This is a genomic window from Bacillus sp. F9_6S_D1_P_5 (genome assembly GCF_054823925.1).
The window spans coordinates 178,803-196,415 of sequence record NZ_JBTREW010000010.1; the positions used below are offsets into that span (position 1 = coordinate 178,803).

A 17,613-nucleotide genomic window follows, 5' to 3' on the forward strand; every position below is an offset into this window, starting at 1 on the left:
AATTAATCGTTAAGATATAAGAAGCTTTAAATCTTGTACTTACACAGAAAGGTTGGGAGTTATGGAAGGGAAAATTTTAATCGTTGATGATCAATATGGCATTCGTGTGTTATTACATGAAGTGTTCCAAAAAGAAGGTTATCAGACATTCCAAGCAGCAAATGGATTTCAAGCTTTAGATATCGTGAAAAAAGATAATCCAGATTTAGTTGTGTTAGATATGAAAATTCCAGGTATGGATGGTATAGAGATTTTAAAGCATGTAAAGGAAATTGATGAGAGTATTAAAGTAATTTTAATGACTGCTTATGGAGAGCTTGATATGATCCAAGAAGCAAAAGATTTAGGAGCTTTAATGCACTTTGCTAAACCATTTGATATTGATGAAATTCGTCAAGCGGTGAGAAATGAGCTCGCTGTAGAGGCGTAAAAATGAATTTTTTATAAAAAATATGGAAAAAAGCGTTTACATGGACTATTGTGCAGGTGAATACGGTTGAGTTTTTGAGTACAAGTTGTTATCCTATTGAGTGTAGAAAAAAGTCCGGTATGTAGATATACATATTTTACCTTATTCTGGTCATACTACCAGCGATAAGAACTTATCGGATACAAAAAACGTTTTTTAGGAGGATTCACCATGCCTTTAGTTTCTATGAAAGAAATGCTAAACAAAGCACTAGAAGGAAAATACGCAGTTGGTCAATTCAACATGAACAACTTAGAGTGGACTCAAGCTATCTTAGCTGCTGCGGAAGAAGAAAAATCTCCTGTAATCCTAGGTGTATCTGAGGGTGCAGCTCGTCATATGACTGGTTTCAAAACAGTTGTAGCTATGGTTAAAGCTTTAATCGAAGAAATGAACATCACTGTTCCTGTAGCGATTCACCTTGACCATGGTTCAAGCTTCGAAAAATGTAAAGAAGCAATCGATGCAGGTTTCACATCTGTAATGATCGACGCTTCTCACCACCCATTCGAAGAAAACGTTGAAACTACTAAAAAAGTAGTAGAATATGCACACGCTCGTAACGTATCTGTTGAAGCTGAGCTTGGAACAGTTGGCGGACAAGAAGACGACGTAATCGCTGAAGGCGTAATTTACGCTGACCCAGCAGAGTGTAAGCACCTTGTTGAAGCAACAGGTATCGATTGCCTAGCTCCAGCTTTAGGTTCTGTACACGGTCCTTACAAAGGTGAGCCTAACTTAGGATTCGCTGAAATGGAACAAGTTCGTGACTTCACTGGCGTACCTTTAGTATTACACGGTGGTACTGGTATCCCAACTGCTGATATCGTAAAAGCTATCTCTTTAGGTACTTCAAAAATCAACGTAAACACTGAGAACCAAATCGAGTTTACAAAAGCTGTTCGTGAAGTATTAAACAAGGACCAAGAAGTTTACGATCCTCGTAAATTTATCGGACCTGGCCGCGACGCTATTAAAGCAACTGTTGCTGGTAAAATGCGTGAATTCGGTTCTAACGGTAAAGCGTAAGAATAAAATTCCGTTTTGGAAACCGTCTAGTCTTTTAGACGGTTTCCTTTCGTTGTATAATGAAAGCGTGAACAAATCTAAAGATTTTATCATTTTGTTTTTGAAATAGAAAATAATGTGCATAGTCCTATTAATAAATGTGATAACGTATCTAGATTGATAAAGTGAATTCGATGAATAGTTAATCTTTATCTATTCGTACTACAGGAGAAATGAAGATAATGGTTTCCTATTTATTGAGTGTTAGGGTGGAAAGAGTGATTGAGATTCTTAAGGGGAGCTTTCTATAAAAATATAGAAAGTAAATACATTCACAAGAAGGGAGCTCAATATGGAAAAATTGCTAATTGAAGGCGGAAGAGCTTTAAATGGAACAATTCGCGTGAGTGGTGCAAAGAACAGCGCCGTTGCACTAATTCCAGCGACAATTTTAGCAGATACTCCAGTAACTATTGGTGGTGTCCCTAATATTTCGGACGTGAAAATGTTAGGAGACTTGCTAGAGGAAATTGGAGGAAGAGTAACTTATGGACAGGAGGAAGAGATGGTAGTCGATCCTTCTAACATGGTTGCAATGCCTTTACCAAATGGAAAAGTGAAAAAATTGCGTGCTTCTTATTATTTAATGGGTGCGATGCTTGGCCGTTTTAAAAAAGCTGTTATTGGGCTTCCAGGTGGATGTCATTTAGGACCGAGGCCGATTGATCAACACATTAAAGGGTTTGAAGCTTTAGGTGCACATGTTACGAATGAACAAGGTGCTATCTATTTAAGAGCAGATGAACTACGCGGGGCACGTATTTATTTAGATGTTGTTAGTGTAGGAGCTACAATTAATATTATGCTAGCGGCTGTACGAGCGAAAGGTAGAACTGTTATTGAAAACGCAGCGAAAGAACCAGAGATTATTGATGTTGCTACATTGTTAACAAGCATGGGGGCACGTATTAAAGGTGCTGGTACAGATGTAATCCGAATTGATGGTGTGGATTCACTGCATGGTTGTCACCATACGATCATTCCGGACCGCATTGAAGCGGGTACGTATATGATTTTAGGAGCTGCATCAGGAGGAGAAGTAACAGTTGATAATGTTATTCCTCAGCATTTAGAGTCAGTTACGGCGAAGTTAAGAGAAGCTGGTGTTCAAGTTGAAACGAACGATGACCAAATTACAGTGAACGGTAATAGAAGGTTAAAAATAGTTGATATAAAAACGCTTGTATATCCAGGTTTCCCAACAGACTTACAACAGCCGTTTACAACACTTTTAACAAAAGCCCATGGAACGGGTGTTGTAACGGATACGATTTATGGCGCACGTTTTAAACACATTGATGAATTACGTCGTATGAATGCACAAATTAAAGTAGAAGGTCGTTCAGCAATTGTAACTGGTCCTGTTTTATTGCAAGGTGCAAAAGTGAAAGCGAGTGATTTACGAGCTGGAGCGGCCCTTGTTATTGCCGGGTTAATGGCGGATGGAATTACAGAAGTAACCGGACTTGAGCATATCGATCGAGGTTATGAAAATATAGTAGACAAGCTTAAAGGGCTTGGTGCAAACATTTGGCGAGAACAAATGACAAACGAAGAAATTGAAGAGATGAAGAACGCATAAGTGATACTTCCGCAAGGGGGAAGCGAAGCATCACTACTTGCGGAAGTACACTTTATAGAAAAACACGGTTCACACAATACGGCAGAAATATAAAGACTTAAAGGAGAGGGATTATCGTGGAAAGAAGTTTATCTATGGAGTTAGTACGTGTAACAGAGGCTGCAGCTTTATCATCAGCGCGTTGGATGGGACGCGGGAAAAAGGATGAGGCAGACGGTGCAGCAACATCAGCTATGCGTGATGTATTTGATACAATTCCGATGAAAGGGACAGTTGTAATTGGTGAGGGTGAAATGGATGAAGCACCAATGCTATATATCGGAGAAAAATTAGGTACAGGATATGGTCCACGTGTAGACGTTGCAGTTGATCCTTTAGAAGGGACAAACATCGTGGCAGCTGGTGGATGGAATGCTCTTGCTGTTATTGCAATTGCAGATCACGGCAATTTGTTACATGCTCCTGACATGTACATGGATAAAATCGCGGTTGGCCCAGAAGCGGTTGGGGCGGTCGATATTGATGCGCCTATTATCGATAACTTACGTGCAGTTGCAAAAGCGAAAAATAAAGATATTGAAGATGTTGTAGCGACAGTTTTAAACCGTCCACGTCATCAAGCAATTATTGAAGAAATTCGTAAAGCTGGTGCTCGTATTAAATTGATTAATGATGGAGACGTAGCTGGCGCAATTAACACTGCATTTGATCGTACAGGTGTAGATATTTTATTCGGCTCTGGTGGTGCGCCTGAGGGTGTACTAGCAGCAGTTGCATTAAAATGTTTAGGCGGCGAGATTCACGGGAAATTATTACCGCAAAACGAAGCTGAATTGGCGCGTTGCAAAAAGATGGGCATAGAAGACATCAACCGCATCCTTCGCATGGAGGACTTAGTAAAAGGTGACGATGCAATCTTCGCAGCAACTGGCGTAACAGACGGAGAACTATTACGCGGCGTTCAATTTAAAGGAAGCGTAGGAACAACACAGTCTCTTGTTATGCGCGCAAAATCAGGCACAGTACGCTTCGTAGACGGACGTCACAGCTTGAATAAAAAACCGAACTTGGTTATTAAGTAAAAAGCGGAGGTGGCTTGCTCAGAAGGGGAAGGCATTGGAACTCTCGACCTTGGAGCGCTCTTTGCTTCGAGTGAGAGAGTGAAATGACCGGAGGTTCTAGCCACTGGAGCTGGATTGAGTAAAAAGCGGAAGCGGCTCGCTCAGAAGGGGAGAATCGAAGCTCTCGACTATCCTAGCTGCTGAAACTAGATTAAATAAAAAGCGAAGACAAATTTTCTTGTCTTCGCTTCTTGTATTTGTGTTCCAACGTATTGATTAAAACTAGATAAAAGGGTTACAATAGTGAATATTACCCTACTTGAACTTATTGCCTTTCATTATTAATTATTTGCCTTCCGTATTTTTTCCCTTTACCCATGTGAAAAGAGAATAATGTTAAAGTGTGGTGTCTGAATGAATTTGTCAATTGCAGCATTAGAAAACATGAAATTAAAAGAGTTATACGAGCTTGCGAAGGAATTTAAGATTTCGTATTATAGCAAATTAACGAAAAAAGAGTTAATCTTCGCCATTTTAAAAGCTCGAGCAGAAAAAGAAGGCTTCTTCTTCATGGAAGGCGTATTAGAAATTATTCAATCAGAAGGATTTGGATTCCTACGTCCTATCAACTACTCTCCAAGCTCAGAAGATATTTATATCTCAGCTTCGCAAATTCGTCGTTTCGATTTACGTAATGGAGACAAGGTTTCTGGTAAAGTACGACCTCCGAAAGAAAATGAACGCTATTTTGGATTATTACAAGTTGAAGCTGTAAACGGAGATGATCCAGAGTCAGCAAAAGAGCGTGTGCATTTCCCTGCATTAACACCATTATACCCAGATCGCCAAATGAAATTGGAAACGGAACCGAAAAAGTTACCGACACGCATCATGGATTTAATCGCACCAGTTGGATTTGGACAACGTGGTTTAATTGTCGCGCCTCCAAAGGCTGGTAAAACTAGTCTATTAAAAGAAATCGCACATAGTGTTACAACAAATCATCCGGAAGCTGAATTAATTGTACTTTTAATTGATGAGCGTCCAGAGGAAGTAACAGACATTGAACGTTCTGTTAAAGGAGATGTTGTAAGTTCTACTTTTGATGAAGTACCAGAAAATCATATTAAAGTAGCGGAACTTGTGTTAGAACGTGCAATGCGTCTTGTAGAGCACAAGAAAGATGTTATTATTTTAATGGATAGTATTACCCGTTTAGCGCGAGCTTACAACCTTGTTATTCCGCCAAGTGGTAGAACATTATCGGGTGGTATCGACCCAGCTGCCTTCCATAGACCGAAGCGTTTCTTTGGAGCTGCTCGTAATATTGAAGAAGGCGGTAGCTTAACGATTTTAGCAACAGCGCTTGTTGATACAGGATCTCGTATGGACGATGTAATTTACGAGGAATTTAAAGGAACTGGAAATATGGAACTTCACTTAGATCGTTCATTAGCTGAGCGTCGTATCTTCCCGGCAATTGATATTCGCCGTTCTGGTACACGTAAAGAAGATCTATTAATTCCGAAAGAACATTTAGACAAGCTATGGGGTATTCGTAAAACAATGCGCGATACACCAGACTTTGTCGAAGGTTTCTTACGTAAACTTCGTCAAACAAAGACAAATGAAGAATTTTTACAAAACATTGTTGCAGATTCGAAAAGATATGTAACAACGAAGTAAAGGGAAAAGATTGGGACTCGCTTATTTTGTGGTAAGCGAGTTTTTTATGTTTTTTAGGTAATGTTAAAGAGCGATGCGTGGAAGAATATTAGTTGATTCTAGTCGGATGAGTTGGCTCTCATTTAAGTTGATAGCGGCTAGAATCTCCGGTCATTTCCCTCTCTCACTCGAAGCAAAAAGCGCTTCAAGGTCGAGAGTTCTAAATAGCCTGCGCTTCTAAACGAGCCGCTTCTGCTTTTAAAATGTATCCAGTTCCGACGGCTAGCTCTTCGTGTCTAAGAACCTCCCGCATTAAAGGTAAAAAGCACCTTTTATGCGAGAGAACCTTAGCCAGTCAGAGCTGAACAAGCCGTCTCCACTTTTAAGATAATATCCAGCTCCAGCGGCTAGAATGGTCGGTGGCTTCGCGTCTTCCTACGAGGCAAAAAGCGCCTCTACGTCAGAAGCTCCATCCCCCTCCCATTCTGAACGAGCCGCTTTTGCTTTTAAAATCAAAAAGACAAAAACAGGTAGTTGCAAAATGAAGTTAGCCTTGTTATAATTTCATCATATGTGTTTCATCAATATAGTTGTGTATGCAGCTGAAGATGAAAAACTCTGTTTCGAAAATGATTCAGGGCGGAAGGAGATGAAAAGAATGAAAGCAGGAATTCACCCAGATTACAAGAAAGTTGTATTCATGGACACAAACACAGGCTTCAAATTCTTAAGCGGATCTACTAAAGGATCTAACGAAACTGTTGAGTGGGAAGATGGTAACACTTATCCATTACTAAAAGTTGAGATCAGTTCTGATTCTCACCCATTCTACACTGGACGTCAGAAGTTTGCTACTGCAGACGGACGCGTTGACCGCTTCAATAAGAAATACGGTCTTAAGTAATAAAAACATAAAACAGGCAAGTGTATCTATTCGCTTGTCTGTTTTTTTTGCGAAAATATTATACCTTTACCCTACTTTTAACTAAAAAGTAGATGAAAGGAGAGCTTCATGTACTTAATAAATCAGAACGGTTGGATTGAAGTGATTTGCGGTAGTATGTTTTCTGGTAAATCAGAAGAACTTATCCGCCGTGTGCGTCGTACGCAATTTGCGAAACAACATGCAATTGTATTTAAACCATGTATTGATAATCGCTATAGTGAAGAAGACGTTGTATCACATAACGGATTAAAGGTAAGAGCAGTTCCTGTTTCAGCTTCAAAAGATATATTTGAACATATCACTGAAGAAATGGATGTAATTGCAATCGATGAGGTGCAATTCTTTGATGGGGACATTGTGGAAGTGGTGCAAGTATTGGCAAATCGTGGCTATCGTGTCATTGTAGCTGGTTTAGACCAAGATTTCCGTGGTCTACCATTTGGACAAGTTCCTCAGCTGATGGCGATTGCTGAACATGTAACAAAACTACAAGCAGTATGTTCTGCATGTGGGTCTCCGGCAAGTCGTACACAACGATTAATTGATGGAGAACCAGCGGCATTTGATGATCCAATTATTTTAGTTGGGGCTTCAGAATCGTATGAACCACGCTGTCGTCATTGTCATGCAGTTCCTACAAACAAAGATAAGTAAAACTCGCTGCGCAAGGCGGGTTTTTTTCAGAATAGAGAGTGTGAGCGTTATAAGCCGCCTCCACTTTTAAATATAATTTGCGTTTTTTTGAGTAAGTACCATATACTATTTGTATTAGATACTAGGATGTAGAGGTGAATGATGTGTTAGATCGTTTGCAAGCTGTAGAAAATCGTTATGAGAAGTTAAATGAATTGCTAAGCGACCCAGAGGTTATTAGCGATACAAATAAGCTTCGTGAATATTCAAAGGAACAGTCTGATATACAGGAAACGGTAGAGGTGTATCGTGAGTATAAGGATGTTCGTGAGCAATTAAAAGATGCGAAAGCAATGTTAGAAGATAAGTTAGACGCAGAAATGCGTGAAATGGTAAAAGAAGAGGTTTCTGAATTAGAAGGACAAGATAAAGAGTTATCAGAGCGTCTGAAAATCTTACTTGTACCAAAAGACCCTAACGATGATAAGAACGTTATCGTTGAGGTTCGTGGAGCTGCTGGTGGCGACGAGGCCGCTTTATTTGCTGGTGATTTATACCGTATGTATAGCCGTTACGCTGAGGTACAAGGTTGGAAAACGGAGATTATCGAGGCTAGCTACACAGAATTAGGTGGATATAAAGAGATTATCTTTATGATTAACGGTAAAGGTGCTTTCGCGAAGCTGAAATTCGAGAATGGTGCTCACCGTGTACAACGTGTTCCTGAAACAGAATCTGGTGGACGTATTCATACATCTACAGCAACTGTAGCTGTATTACCAGAGGCAGAAGAAGTAGAAATTGATATTCATGAGAAAGATGTTCGTGTTGATACATTCGCTTCTAGTGGACCTGGTGGACAGAGCGTTAATACAACGATGTCAGCGGTACGTTTAACGCATTTACCGACTGGTGTAGTTGTATCGTGTCAGGATGAGAAATCACAAATTAAGAATAAAGAAAAAGCGATGAAAGTATTACGCGCACGTGTTTATGATAAGTTTAGACAAGAAGCACAAGCTGAGTATGATCAAAACCGTAAACAAGCTGTTGGTACGGGTGATCGTTCAGAGCGTATTCGTACGTATAACTTCCCGCAAAACCGTGTTACAGACCATCGAATCGGCTTAACGATTCAAAAGCTAGATCAAATCTTACAAGGTAAGTTAGATGATTTCATCAATGCCTTAGTGATGGAAGATCAGGCTCAAAAGATGGAGGCAGCTGAGTAATGCGTGTCTATGAAGCCCTGAAATGGGCTTCTTCTTTTTTACAGGAAAATGGACGAGATGAAAATGCGGGAGAAATTGTCCTTTGTCATGTATTAAAGGTGAATAGAACTGGATTGTTGATGAATATGCGTGAGGAAATAACTGCAGAACAAGAAACAAGTTTTACAGAGTTTATCCACAAGCATGTAGAAGGTATTCCTATTCAATATATGATTGGTTATGAAATGTTTTATGGCCGATCGTTCTTTGTGAATGAAGAAGTATTAATACCAAGACCGGAAACAGAAGAGCTTATAGTGGGAGTATTAGAAAGAATCGAGCGCCATTTTGGTGATGAGAAACTACATGTAGCAGATATCGGTACAGGTAGCGGAGCGATTTCGATTACGCTTGCTTTAGAAAATAAAAACCTTCATGTGTATACGGTAGATATTGCGCAGGAGTCGATTGAGGTTGCAAAAGAAAATGCAAAAACTTTGGGCGCACAAGTAACGTTCTATCACGGTGATTTATTATCACCATTTTATGAAACGGGTCAAAAGTTAGATGTTGTTGTTTCAAATCCTCCATATATACCGGAAGAAGATTGGCGTGGCCTTTCTCCTGTGGTGAAAGAGCATGAGCCAAAGAGAGCGCTTGTTGGCGGTGAAGACGGATTAGATTTCTATCGCCGTTTTATGGAAGAGTTGCCGAATGTATTGCAGAAGAAAGCAATTGTGGCATTTGAAATTGGAGTAGGACAAGGTGAGGACGTGAAAGAGCTGTTACAACAAGCTTTTCCGCATGCTCATGTTGAGGTTGTTTTTGATATTAATGGAAAAGACCGTATGGTATTTGCAGAAATGGAGTAAGGTTCACACCTTACTCTATTTTTTGTGGGAAAATTCATATAGATTTTGAATTTAATAGTTTAGAAAGATGAAAGTCTGTCCACACTGTTTGTAGAAGGGACGGTGGAGGAAATGAAAAAACAAGTTATTGCTTATCTTCTTCTATTATTAATTGGTGCACAGTTGCTTGTGCAGTTTGGATATATGAAAGCTGATGCGAAAGGGCCTTCAGTTATTCCGAAAGAGGCCGTTCGATTACGGATTTTAGCAAATAGTGATTCAAATAAAGATCAGGAGTTAAAGCGCAAAGTACGTGATGAAGTAAAAGCACAAATTGATGGATGGGTAGCGGATTTAACTTCATTTGAAGAGGCGCGTAAAGTCATTCAAAATCATATTCCAGAAATCGAAAAAACAGTGGCAAATACGTTGAAAAAAGAAGGTAGTAAAGATTCATTTCAAGTGAAATTCAGTAAGAATGTAAAGTTTCCGACAAAGGTATATGGGAATTTTATTTACCCAGCAGGAGAATATGAGGCGGTATTGATTACAATTGGTGAAGGTGAAGGGGCAAACTGGTGGTGTGTATTATTTCCGCCGATGTGTTTCTTAGATTTTTCAAGTGGTACAGCTGTAAGGAAAGAAGAACATGTTGTGAAGGCTGAATCTCCTGAAGAGGAGCAGGTAAAACCATTAGATGAAGAAGTAGTAGGTCCAGAAGAGAAAAAAGAGGATGAGGTGAAAGAAGAGAAAGTTGTAAAGCAGAAAGTCGTAAACAAAGTAACAACTTCTGAAAAGAAAGTAGTAAAAAATGAAACGAAAGTAGAAGAACAGCCTGTAAATAAAGAAGAAACAAAAACTGTGGAAAAAGTGGAGAAACCTGTGGAACAAAAACAAGAAAAACAAAATGAGTATGTAAAAGTAGAGGAGGAAGAAGAGAAGCCAGAAGTTAAGTTATTTATTGTAGAAGCTTTTACATCTTTATTCTCTAAATAGTACTATTCGTAAATCCCTTCTCATATATAAAAAAGAGGAGGGATTTACTATGAAGAAGGTGTATTTTGCGACGAAAGCCGATGTGGAAAGATTGCATTCTTTTTTCGGACAAGCTAATAAAAAAGATGATAAAATAAATGAGTTGTACGCGCAATTTATGATTTTGGAAGAGGCGGAAGAGATAAGAGCTGTCATCGGATATGAACAATGTGAAGAAAACGCACTGATTCGTTCTTGTTTATTCACACCTAATGTGGATAAGCAGACTTTCTTATATTTTTTTGAAATGTTTTTGCAGTATATGAAAGAAAAAAATATTCGACAATTGTACTTATTAACAAATCATCCACAATCTATAACAATCTTTCAGTTTTTTGACTTTGTTACTATAGAGAAAGAAAACGTACCAGAGGGAATTCGACAGTTAGAACACTTTTGTAAAAATATAAAAGAGCCAAATGCAATAATACTAAATTGTCAGCTATTCACAAAGTTATCCACGGATTAATTAGGTTTATCCACATTTTGTGGATAAACCTTGTTTGTCTTTTGGATAAATCTCATAGTAAACTAAAAATAGACAAGTATTTCAGGGTAGAAAAGGACGTGGGAAAAAATGCATACAAATATGTGGGTTGTGGATAATGTTGTGGAAAGAAAAAAATATTATCCACAGTTACAAGAAGCAGCAAAATTATTAAGGGAAAATGAGGCGATTGCCTTCCCTACCGAAACGGTATATGGACTAGGCGCAAACGCAATGAATGATGAAGCGATCGCGAAAATTTTTGAAGCAAAAGGAAGACCGAGTGATAATCCACTGATTGTCCACATCGGTACAAAATCACAGTTGGACGGGATTGTGAAAGAAATCCCGCCCGTTGCAGAGAAGTTAATGGAACATTTTTGGCCAGGACCGTTAACAATTATTTTACCTAGAAAAGAAGGGATTTCAGAAAAGGTGACGGCAGGACTTAATACGGTTGGAGTAAGAATGCCTGATCATCCAGTAGCACTTGCTCTTATTGAAGAGGCAAATGTACCTGTTGCAGCACCGAGTGCGAATCGTTCAGGTCGTCCAAGTCCGACGTTAGCGTCTCACGTATATGAAGATTTGAATGAGAAAATCGCAGGTATTGTAGATGGTGGTGCAACAGGCGTAGGTGTTGAATCGACTGTAATTGATTGTACGAGCGCTGTTCCAACGATATTACGCCCAGGTGGGATTACGAAAGAACAATTGGAAGCGGTAATCGGCACGGTTTCTTTAGATCCGGCTTTAAAGGATGAGAAGGAGAAACCGAAATCACCTGGAATGAAATATACGCATTATGCACCGAAAGCGCCACTGAGTATTGTTGAAGGTTCACGTGAATTTATTCAACGCCTTGTGGATGAGAAGAAGGAAGAAGGATTCAAAGTAGGTGTATTAACGACAGAAGAGTATCAGCACGTATATAGCGCGGATGTTGTATTGTCTTGTGGTATAAGAAGCGATTTAGCTAGCGTTGCGACTAAATTATATGATGTACTTAGAACGTTTGATGCAAGTGAAGTAGATGTTATTTTTAGTGAGTCCTTCCCGAATGAAGGAATAGGGAATGCCATTATGAATCGCTTAACAAAAGCGGCAGGACATCAAATTATTACTGAATGATAAGGTGCGATTAGCAAACAGAATATTTCTCCTCGGATAAGCATATTTTGAAGTAGCACGTCCGAGGAGGGACATGAATGACGTTTGAACAGCTAATACCTTTAATAATTATGGCATTCGCCTTAGGGATGGATGCATTCTCGGTGAGTCTTGGTATGGGAATGATGACCTTAAAGGTAAAACAAATCCTGTATATCGGTGTGACGATAGGGATATTTCATATTATCATGCCATTTATAGGGATGGTATTAGGTCGCTTTTTATCAGAGAAGTATGGAGATATCGCACATTTTGCAGGTGCTATTTTATTAATTGGACTAGGATTCTATATTGTATATTCCTCTATGTTGGAGAATGAAGAGACTAGAACGGCCCCTATTGGAATTAGTTTATTTGTATTTGCATTTGGCGTTAGTATAGATAGTTTTTCAGTAGGGCTTAGTCTTGGTATTTACGGAGCACAGACGATTATTACAATATTACTTTTTGGATTTGTTAGTATGTTATTAGCGTGGATTGGTTTATTCATTGGGAGACATGCGAAAGATATGCTCGGTACATATGGCGAGATAGTAGGTGGTATCATTTTGGTTGGATTTGGATTATATCTCCTTTTTCCTATATAATTTTAAGGAGGAGGGCGTTATGAACAAGTTATTAGAGTGGTATATTCGCTTTGTAACTTTCTTTCCGAGATGGTTACGACTGCTTGTTATTTGGGGTATTATTTTGCAAATTTCAATTTTAGGTTGGATTAAGTTGGTTCGCGAATAGTAAGATAGCTCCTTTCTGTGCATAGTTTTATTTATACTATACTGATTACGCTGAAAAATTACACACATAGAAAGGATGAGATGAATGACGAGATTGAAGCAAGTTTTTGGTATTATTATTAGTTTTTTTGTTTTTTGGTTTAGTATGCTTGGTGTACAAATGTTTGCTGAGTTCTTAGATATTGAGTCATTGAAGTTTGTTGCGGGAAAAACGGAGGCAGCGCGTGCCTTTTATTCTCCGTATCCGTTTATAATCGTTTTTCTTATTACATTGCTTTCCCTATATTTCTTAGTAATTAAGCTTGGGAAACCGAAAAAAGAAAAAGTACCTACTTTAGAGGAAAAAAAGGAAGAATTACAATGATAAAATCCCCTGCTAAAAAGCAGGGGATTTTATGTTTGAGTAATGGACGTAATTGAGTTATATTCGCTTTTAAATATATCCAGCTCCAGCGGCTAGAATGGTCGGTGGCTTCGCGTCTTCCTGCGAGGCAAAAAGCGCCTCTGCGTCAGAAGCTCCATCCCCCCCATTCTGAACAAGCTGCTTCCACTTTTAGATATTATCCAGCTCCAGCGGCTAGAATCTCCGGTCATTTCGCTCTCTCGCATGAAGCAAAAAGCGCTTCAAGGTCGAGGGCTCCAATGTCCTGCGATTCTGAGCGAGCCGCTGGAGCTTTTAGAGTGGCCTCACCAATTCAAATTGTTCTCCTAGTTTTGCGTAGTTGTGTCCTGCTAGGCGGCTTACTGGTTTTAGTCCTTCTGCGTGAATGCGACCTTTTTCGTATAGGTGTTCTGCGACGTGGAAACGAACGACGCGTCCGATTAGTAGATCGCAGGCTGGTGAGTCTTCTGTTCCACCTAGAGGGATTGCGCGTTCTAGTACGCATTCCATTCGAATGTTTGCTTCTTTTACTCCTGGAACGGAGATGACATCACTTTCAATTGGTGTTAGTTTTGCTAGTTCAATTTCACTTTCATTTGGCGGAAGGTTAGCTGCTGTTTCGTTAATTGCTTCTACGTAAGATTCATCAGAAATATGTACGACAAACTCACCTTTTTCAATTGCATTTCGAGAAGTGTCCTTTCTTTCTCCTGCTTTCCGTTGCACAGAAACTGAAATAAGTGGTGGATTTGCAGCAACGATGTTGAAATAACTATATGGTGCGCCGTTTAATACGCCGTCTTTTGTTACAGAAGTAACGAATGCGACAGGACGTGGAATAATACTTCCTGTTAATAATTTGTAATTCTCTTTTTCCGTTTGTTCGTTTGGATTAATGGATAACATACTTGAAATCCCCTTTCTAAATATGACGACTTATTGTTTCTTTACAAGATGTTAGTGGAAAACTCCTGCCGAAAATAATATTTTTATTACATAAAAAGAACTTACTTCAATCGTAATGAAGTAAGTCCCGTTCAAATAATCTCGAATTCAAGATAAAAATTATAATAAAACGTATGCGCCAGGTCCGATTAAAGCTACGCCAATTGCAACAGCGATTAACATTAAGTTATATTCGTATCCGTTTTGTGTCACCCAGTAACCATTTTTTCCGTGAACAGTGAAGATTGCCATTAACATTGTTCCAACGATAAATAATGAACCGATTGCAGTGAAGATACCTGATGCGAATAAGAAACCACCTAATAATTCAGTTGCACCAGCCATAAATGCCATGAATACACCAGGGCGTAAACCGATTGATTCCATCCAGCCACCTGTTCCTTTTAAACCGTAACCGCCGAACCAACCAAATAATTTTTGAGCACCATGACCCATGAATGTAATACCTATAATAAGACGAATAATAAGAAGACCGAAATCCATCATTTTTAAAACCTCCTAAAAGTTATTAACTTATCTTACGTAAGTAATAATAAAATAGTTACTTACTTTAGTCAAGTGGATTTCGAAAAAAGTTTGAATTAAATTTTACAAATTAACAACAAAAAATAAAATGTAGTAAAGACCTCTAGACAAGTTGGGTAAAAAAAGAGAAAATATAAGTAGAAGTTAACTTCTTATTGTTATTCAGACAATCAGAATTGACTGGAATTTTGTGAGACGCTACAATAAGAGTCTAATAGTAATGGCGTAATTTATTTCGAAAGCGTTTTTACAGTATAATATTCGAAGTATGAGGTCTTACGTTTATTCAGATCTTTAATAGAGATTGCCCTATAAACTTTTAGGTAAATTATAAGGAGGACTATCCTATGTTTAAAAAATTATTCGGTCTTGGTTCAAAAACAAATGAAGAAACAATCGTAGCTCCATTAACTGGAGCAGTGAAAAATATTGAAGAAGTACCAGATCCAGTATTCGCTGGTCGTATGATGGGTGACGGTGTTGCAATCGATCCTACTGAAGGTGTAGTTGTATCTCCAGTTGATGGTGAAATCGTACAATTATTCCACACGAAACATGCGATTGGAATTAAAGCGAAAAACGGTACAGAAATTTTAATCCACGTTGGATTAGAAACTGTAAAAATGGAAGGTGAAGGTTTCGAAGCTCACGTTTCTGAAGGACAAGCTGTAAAAGCTGGAGATAAATTAATCTCATTCGACTTAGAATTAATTCGCGAAAAAGCGAAAAGCACAATTACTCCAATTGTTATTACAAACACAGATGCAGCTGAGTCTATTAAGACAACTGTAGGTGTAACTGCTACAAAAGGTTCAACAGAAGTAATGAAAGTTACAATGAAATAATTATCAAATGAAAGGAATCCGTTTCGTATGAAATGGATTCCTTATTTTGTTTTGTAGTCTGTTCCTTATGTATGGTAAAATACTTTGGGCACTTGGAAATAGGGTTTCACATATATGTGGATAAGGCGCATTTTTCTTAGAAAAAATATAAGAGAAATGCGCCTTTCGTATATTCACATTTCTTTTGTTCTATTCTTGTGTACGTTATGATAAAAAGTAGGAAAAAGAAGAAAAGGGGTGGGTTTAGATGAAACGAGTATTATTTGTTTGCACTGGAAATACATGCCGTAGCCCGATGGCTGAGGCGTTACTTCGTCATCATGGAAAAGGTAAGTTTGAGGTGCAATCTGCTGGTGTTTTCGCCTATCCTGGAAGTGATGCGTCGGTACATGCAAAGGAAGCTTTAGCTGAAAAGGGAATTGCAATCGATCATGCCGCGCAGCAGGTGAACGAAACCTTGATTGATTGGGCAGATATTATAGTAACAATGACGGAAAACCATAAGCAAATTGTTCTTGGGCATTATCCGAGTGTTGAAGAGAAAGTAGATACATTATACGGAGTAACTGAGGGGATAAATAAGGATATTTCAGATCCATTTGGCGGATCTCTCTCTATTTATAAAGAAACGCTAGATGAGATGGAAAAACTTGTACAAACTTTACTGAAAAAACATTCAGAAGGTTGATGTTTCGTGTATAATACGATATTGGAGATCACTTCGTCCTATTAAAGGTTCGAGTGAGAAATGAAGATAATTGATTGAAATTTTGGAGGGGTAAAAATGAAAGTAGTAGTAGCATCTGATCACGGCGGTATGAATATCCGTAAAGAACTTGTAAGTTTATTAGAAGAGTTAAATATTGAATATGTTGATCTAGGTTGTGAATGTGAAGCTGGTTCTGTTGATTACCCTGATTTTGCGTTTCCAGCAGCGGAAATGGTAGCGAATGGCGAAGTAGATCGTGGTATTTTAGTTTGTGGGACAGGCATCGGTATGTCAATTGCTGCAAACAAAGTAAATGGTATTCGTTGTGCGTTAGTTCATGATACTTTCAGTGCGAGAGCAACGAGAGAGCATAACGATACAAACATGTTAGCAATGGGCGAGCGTGTAATTGGTGCTGGTTTAGCACGTGACATCGCAAAAATTTGGTTAACAACTGAATTTGAAGGTGGCCGTCACGAAAACCGTGTAGGAAAAATTAAAACATACGAAGCAAAGTAATAGATTCTAACTAGAAGCAGTAGGAAATATAATTTGGTGAACCAACCTGTGAAAGGAAGAGGCGTAATGACAGAAATCGTAAAGGTAAGAGAACAGTTACAAATATCGCTTTCTGATTTCCAAGAACAAGCTTCATTACAAAGTGGTCAAATTTTTGTAGTGGGGTGTAGTACGAGCGAAGTGCTAGGAGAAAAAATTGGAACATCAGGAACGATGGAAGTAGCAGAGGCGATTTTTTCTGAGTTAAAACAATTTCAAGAGCAAACAGGTATTGAGTTGGCGTTTCAATGTTGTGAGCATTTAAACCGTGCTTTAGTAGTTGAGAGAGAGTTGGCGATGAAATATCAATTTGAAATTGTAACAGTTACGCCTGTTAGATCAGCAGGTGGTGCATTAGCAACATACGCTTATCACAATTTGAAAGAACCAGTAGTAATTGAGTTTATTAAAGCAGATGCGGGGATGGATATTGGTGATACATTTATCGGTATGCATTTAAAGCACGTAGCTGTTCCGGTTCGTACTAGTGTGAAGGAAATTGGAAGTGCACATGTAACGATGGCAACAACACGTGGAAAACTAATTGGTGGAGCACGTGCTGTTTATGCGGCGGAGGAAGAGACTATCACTTGCCGTTAAAGTTACGAATAAGGTATGTTGTCTGACTTTATCATAGAAGAAAGAAAAGACCGATTTTCGGTCTTTTTTTTCTTTTATGATAAAGAAAGTCATGTTAGAATGTAGTTGAAAACATG

General features: G+C 38.7%; 21 protein-coding genes. 19 read left to right on the forward strand and 2 right to left on the reverse strand.

The window, feature by feature from the left end:
• The first annotated feature begins 61 nt into the window (after window positions 1–61).
• From spo0F to ACUXEY_RS14705, 15 genes are all read left to right on the forward strand, one after another.
• The gene (gene spo0F / locus ACUXEY_RS14635; RefSeq protein WP_000398594.1) at window positions 62–430 is read left to right on the forward strand and encodes a sporulation initiation phosphotransferase Spo0F; all 369 of its coding nucleotides are present in this window, start codon (window positions 62–64) and stop codon (window positions 428–430) included.
• 210 nt (window positions 431–640) lie between these two features.
• Window positions 641–1,498 (forward strand): class II fructose-bisphosphate aldolase, encoded by an 858-nt coding sequence (locus tag ACUXEY_RS14640; protein WP_001131852.1) that lies wholly within the window; start codon window positions 641–643, stop codon window positions 1,496–1,498.
• A gap of 331 nt (window positions 1,499–1,829) precedes the next feature.
• On the forward strand, window positions 1,830–3,119 hold the full coding sequence (gene murA / locus ACUXEY_RS14645; protein WP_461300985.1) for a UDP-N-acetylglucosamine 1-carboxyvinyltransferase: 1,290 nt from the start codon (window positions 1,830–1,832) through the stop codon (window positions 3,117–3,119).
• A 116-nt stretch (window positions 3,120–3,235) separates the two neighbouring features.
• Window positions 3,236–4,201 (forward strand): class II fructose-bisphosphatase, encoded by a 966-nt coding sequence (gene glpX, locus ACUXEY_RS14650; RefSeq protein ID WP_000442336.1) that lies wholly within the window; start codon window positions 3,236–3,238, stop codon window positions 4,199–4,201.
• Between the two features lie 393 nt (window positions 4,202–4,594).
• Window positions 4,595–5,866 (forward strand): transcription termination factor Rho, encoded by a 1,272-nt coding sequence (gene rho / locus ACUXEY_RS14655; RefSeq protein ID WP_001053898.1) that lies wholly within the window; start codon window positions 4,595–4,597, stop codon window positions 5,864–5,866.
• 637 nt (window positions 5,867–6,503) lie between these two features.
• On the forward strand, window positions 6,504–6,749 hold the full coding sequence (locus ACUXEY_RS14660; RefSeq protein WP_000643433.1) for a type B 50S ribosomal protein L31: 246 nt from the start codon (window positions 6,504–6,506) through the stop codon (window positions 6,747–6,749).
• A gap of 108 nt (window positions 6,750–6,857) precedes the next feature.
• Window positions 6,858–7,445, forward strand: a complete 588-nt coding sequence (locus ACUXEY_RS14665; RefSeq protein ID WP_098670892.1) for a thymidine kinase — start codon at window positions 6,858–6,860, stop codon at window positions 7,443–7,445.
• 143 nt (window positions 7,446–7,588) lie between these two features.
• Complete coding sequence (gene prfA, locus ACUXEY_RS14670; RefSeq protein WP_166702851.1) at window positions 7,589–8,656, forward strand: peptide chain release factor 1; 1,068 nt, start codon at window positions 7,589–7,591, stop codon at window positions 8,654–8,656.
• Window positions 8,656–9,507 (forward strand): peptide chain release factor N(5)-glutamine methyltransferase, encoded by an 852-nt coding sequence (gene prmC, locus ACUXEY_RS14675; RefSeq protein WP_429602412.1) that lies wholly within the window; start codon window positions 8,656–8,658, stop codon window positions 9,505–9,507. The genes prfA and prmC overlap by 1 nt, the downstream gene beginning before the upstream one ends.
• A gap of 111 nt (window positions 9,508–9,618) precedes the next feature.
• Window positions 9,619–10,482, forward strand: coding sequence for a stage II sporulation protein R (gene spoIIR, locus ACUXEY_RS14680; protein WP_429602411.1), 864 nt, complete (start codon window positions 9,619–9,621; stop codon window positions 10,480–10,482).
• 49 nt (window positions 10,483–10,531) lie between these two features.
• Window positions 10,532–10,990: a GNAT family N-acetyltransferase gene (locus ACUXEY_RS14685; RefSeq protein ID WP_429602410.1), complete on the forward strand. Its 459-nt coding sequence runs from the start codon at window positions 10,532–10,534 to the stop codon at window positions 10,988–10,990.
• A gap of 108 nt (window positions 10,991–11,098) precedes the next feature.
• Entirely contained in the window at window positions 11,099–12,139 is a 1,041-nt protein-coding gene (locus ACUXEY_RS14690; RefSeq protein ID WP_461300986.1) for an L-threonylcarbamoyladenylate synthase, read from the forward strand.
• 77 nt (window positions 12,140–12,216) lie between these two features.
• Entirely contained in the window at window positions 12,217–12,765 is a 549-nt protein-coding gene (locus ACUXEY_RS14695; RefSeq protein WP_166702819.1) for a manganese efflux pump MntP, read from the forward strand.
• A 19-nt stretch (window positions 12,766–12,784) separates the two neighbouring features.
• The gene (locus ACUXEY_RS14700) at window positions 12,785–12,913 is read left to right on the forward strand and encodes a hypothetical protein (RefSeq protein ID WP_342716437.1); all 129 of its coding nucleotides are present in this window, start codon (window positions 12,785–12,787) and stop codon (window positions 12,911–12,913) included.
• Between the two features lie 84 nt (window positions 12,914–12,997).
• On the forward strand, window positions 12,998–13,276 hold the full coding sequence (locus ACUXEY_RS14705; RefSeq protein WP_000197467.1) for a DUF3935 domain-containing protein: 279 nt from the start codon (window positions 12,998–13,000) through the stop codon (window positions 13,274–13,276).
• A 312-nt stretch (window positions 13,277–13,588) separates the two neighbouring features.
• Here the strand turns inward: ACUXEY_RS14705 and ACUXEY_RS14710 are convergent, their stop codons facing one another.
• A complete protein-coding gene (locus ACUXEY_RS14710) occupies window positions 13,589–14,200 on the reverse strand; it encodes a flavin reductase family protein (RefSeq protein WP_166688182.1) in 612 nt (203 codons plus the stop codon).
• A gap of 159 nt (window positions 14,201–14,359) precedes the next feature.
• Complete coding sequence (locus ACUXEY_RS14715) at window positions 14,360–14,746, reverse strand: DoxX family protein (protein WP_000968618.1); 387 nt, start codon at window positions 14,744–14,746, stop codon at window positions 14,360–14,362.
• Window positions 14,747–15,132: 386 nt separating this feature from the next.
• Here ACUXEY_RS14715 and ACUXEY_RS14720 point away from each other — a divergent pair, with 386 nt between their 5' ends.
• From ACUXEY_RS14720 to ACUXEY_RS14735, 4 genes are all read left to right on the forward strand, one after another.
• On the forward strand, window positions 15,133–15,630 hold the full coding sequence (locus tag ACUXEY_RS14720; RefSeq protein ID WP_000473666.1) for a PTS sugar transporter subunit IIA: 498 nt from the start codon (window positions 15,133–15,135) through the stop codon (window positions 15,628–15,630).
• 247 nt (window positions 15,631–15,877) lie between these two features.
• Window positions 15,878–16,318, forward strand: a complete 441-nt coding sequence (locus ACUXEY_RS14725; RefSeq protein ID WP_429602408.1) for a low molecular weight protein arginine phosphatase — start codon at window positions 15,878–15,880, stop codon at window positions 16,316–16,318.
• A gap of 96 nt (window positions 16,319–16,414) precedes the next feature.
• On the forward strand, window positions 16,415–16,858 hold the full coding sequence (gene rpiB / locus ACUXEY_RS14730) for a ribose 5-phosphate isomerase B (protein WP_074532648.1): 444 nt from the start codon (window positions 16,415–16,417) through the stop codon (window positions 16,856–16,858).
• Window positions 16,859–16,924: 66 nt separating this feature from the next.
• Window positions 16,925–17,497 carry a TIGR01440 family protein gene (locus ACUXEY_RS14735; protein ID WP_429602407.1) on the forward strand — a complete coding sequence of 191 codons (573 nt, stop codon included), beginning with the start codon at window positions 16,925–16,927 and terminating at the stop codon, window positions 17,495–17,497.
• Window positions 17,498–17,613 lie beyond the last annotated feature (116 nt).

Excerpts from the sequence above, each read along its gene's own strand:
- spo0F (WP_000398594.1), top strand. The coding sequence starts at position 62 with ATGGAAGGGAAAATTTTAATCGTTGATGATCAATATGGCATTCGTGTG.
- ACUXEY_RS14640 (WP_001131852.1), top strand. The coding sequence starts at position 641 with ATGCCTTTAGTTTCTATGAAAGAAATGCTAAACAAAGCACTAGAAGGA.
- murA (WP_461300985.1), top strand. The coding sequence starts at position 1,830 with ATGGAAAAATTGCTAATTGAAGGCGGAAGAGCTTTAAATGGAACAATT.
- rho (WP_001053898.1), top strand. The coding sequence starts at position 4,595 with ATGAATTTGTCAATTGCAGCATTAGAAAACATGAAATTAAAAGAGTTA.
- ACUXEY_RS14660 (WP_000643433.1), top strand. The coding sequence starts at position 6,504 with ATGAAAGCAGGAATTCACCCAGATTACAAGAAAGTTGTATTCATGGAC.
- ACUXEY_RS14665 (WP_098670892.1), top strand. The coding sequence starts at position 6,858 with ATGTACTTAATAAATCAGAACGGTTGGATTGAAGTGATTTGCGGTAGT.
- prmC (WP_429602412.1), top strand. The coding sequence starts at position 8,656 with ATGCGTGTCTATGAAGCCCTGAAATGGGCTTCTTCTTTTTTACAGGAA.
- spoIIR (WP_429602411.1), top strand. The coding sequence starts at position 9,619 with ATGAAAAAACAAGTTATTGCTTATCTTCTTCTATTATTAATTGGTGCA.
- ACUXEY_RS14685 (WP_429602410.1), top strand. The coding sequence starts at position 10,532 with ATGAAGAAGGTGTATTTTGCGACGAAAGCCGATGTGGAAAGATTGCAT.
- ACUXEY_RS14690 (WP_461300986.1), top strand. The coding sequence starts at position 11,099 with ATGCATACAAATATGTGGGTTGTGGATAATGTTGTGGAAAGAAAAAAA.
- ACUXEY_RS14695 (WP_166702819.1), top strand. The coding sequence starts at position 12,217 with ATGACGTTTGAACAGCTAATACCTTTAATAATTATGGCATTCGCCTTA.
- ACUXEY_RS14700 (WP_342716437.1), top strand. The coding sequence starts at position 12,785 with ATGAACAAGTTATTAGAGTGGTATATTCGCTTTGTAACTTTCTTTCCG.
- ACUXEY_RS14705 (WP_000197467.1), top strand. The coding sequence starts at position 12,998 with ATGACGAGATTGAAGCAAGTTTTTGGTATTATTATTAGTTTTTTTGTT.
- ACUXEY_RS14710 (WP_166688182.1), bottom strand. The coding sequence starts at position 14,200 with ATGTTATCCATTAATCCAAACGAACAAACGGAAAAAGAGAATTACAAA.
- ACUXEY_RS14715 (WP_000968618.1), bottom strand. The coding sequence starts at position 14,746 with ATGATGGATTTCGGTCTTCTTATTATTCGTCTTATTATAGGTATTACA.
- ACUXEY_RS14720 (WP_000473666.1), top strand. The coding sequence starts at position 15,133 with ATGTTTAAAAAATTATTCGGTCTTGGTTCAAAAACAAATGAAGAAACA.
- ACUXEY_RS14725 (WP_429602408.1), top strand. The coding sequence starts at position 15,878 with ATGAAACGAGTATTATTTGTTTGCACTGGAAATACATGCCGTAGCCCG.
- rpiB (WP_074532648.1), top strand. The coding sequence starts at position 16,415 with ATGAAAGTAGTAGTAGCATCTGATCACGGCGGTATGAATATCCGTAAA.
- ACUXEY_RS14735 (WP_429602407.1), top strand. The coding sequence starts at position 16,925 with ATGACAGAAATCGTAAAGGTAAGAGAACAGTTACAAATATCGCTTTCT.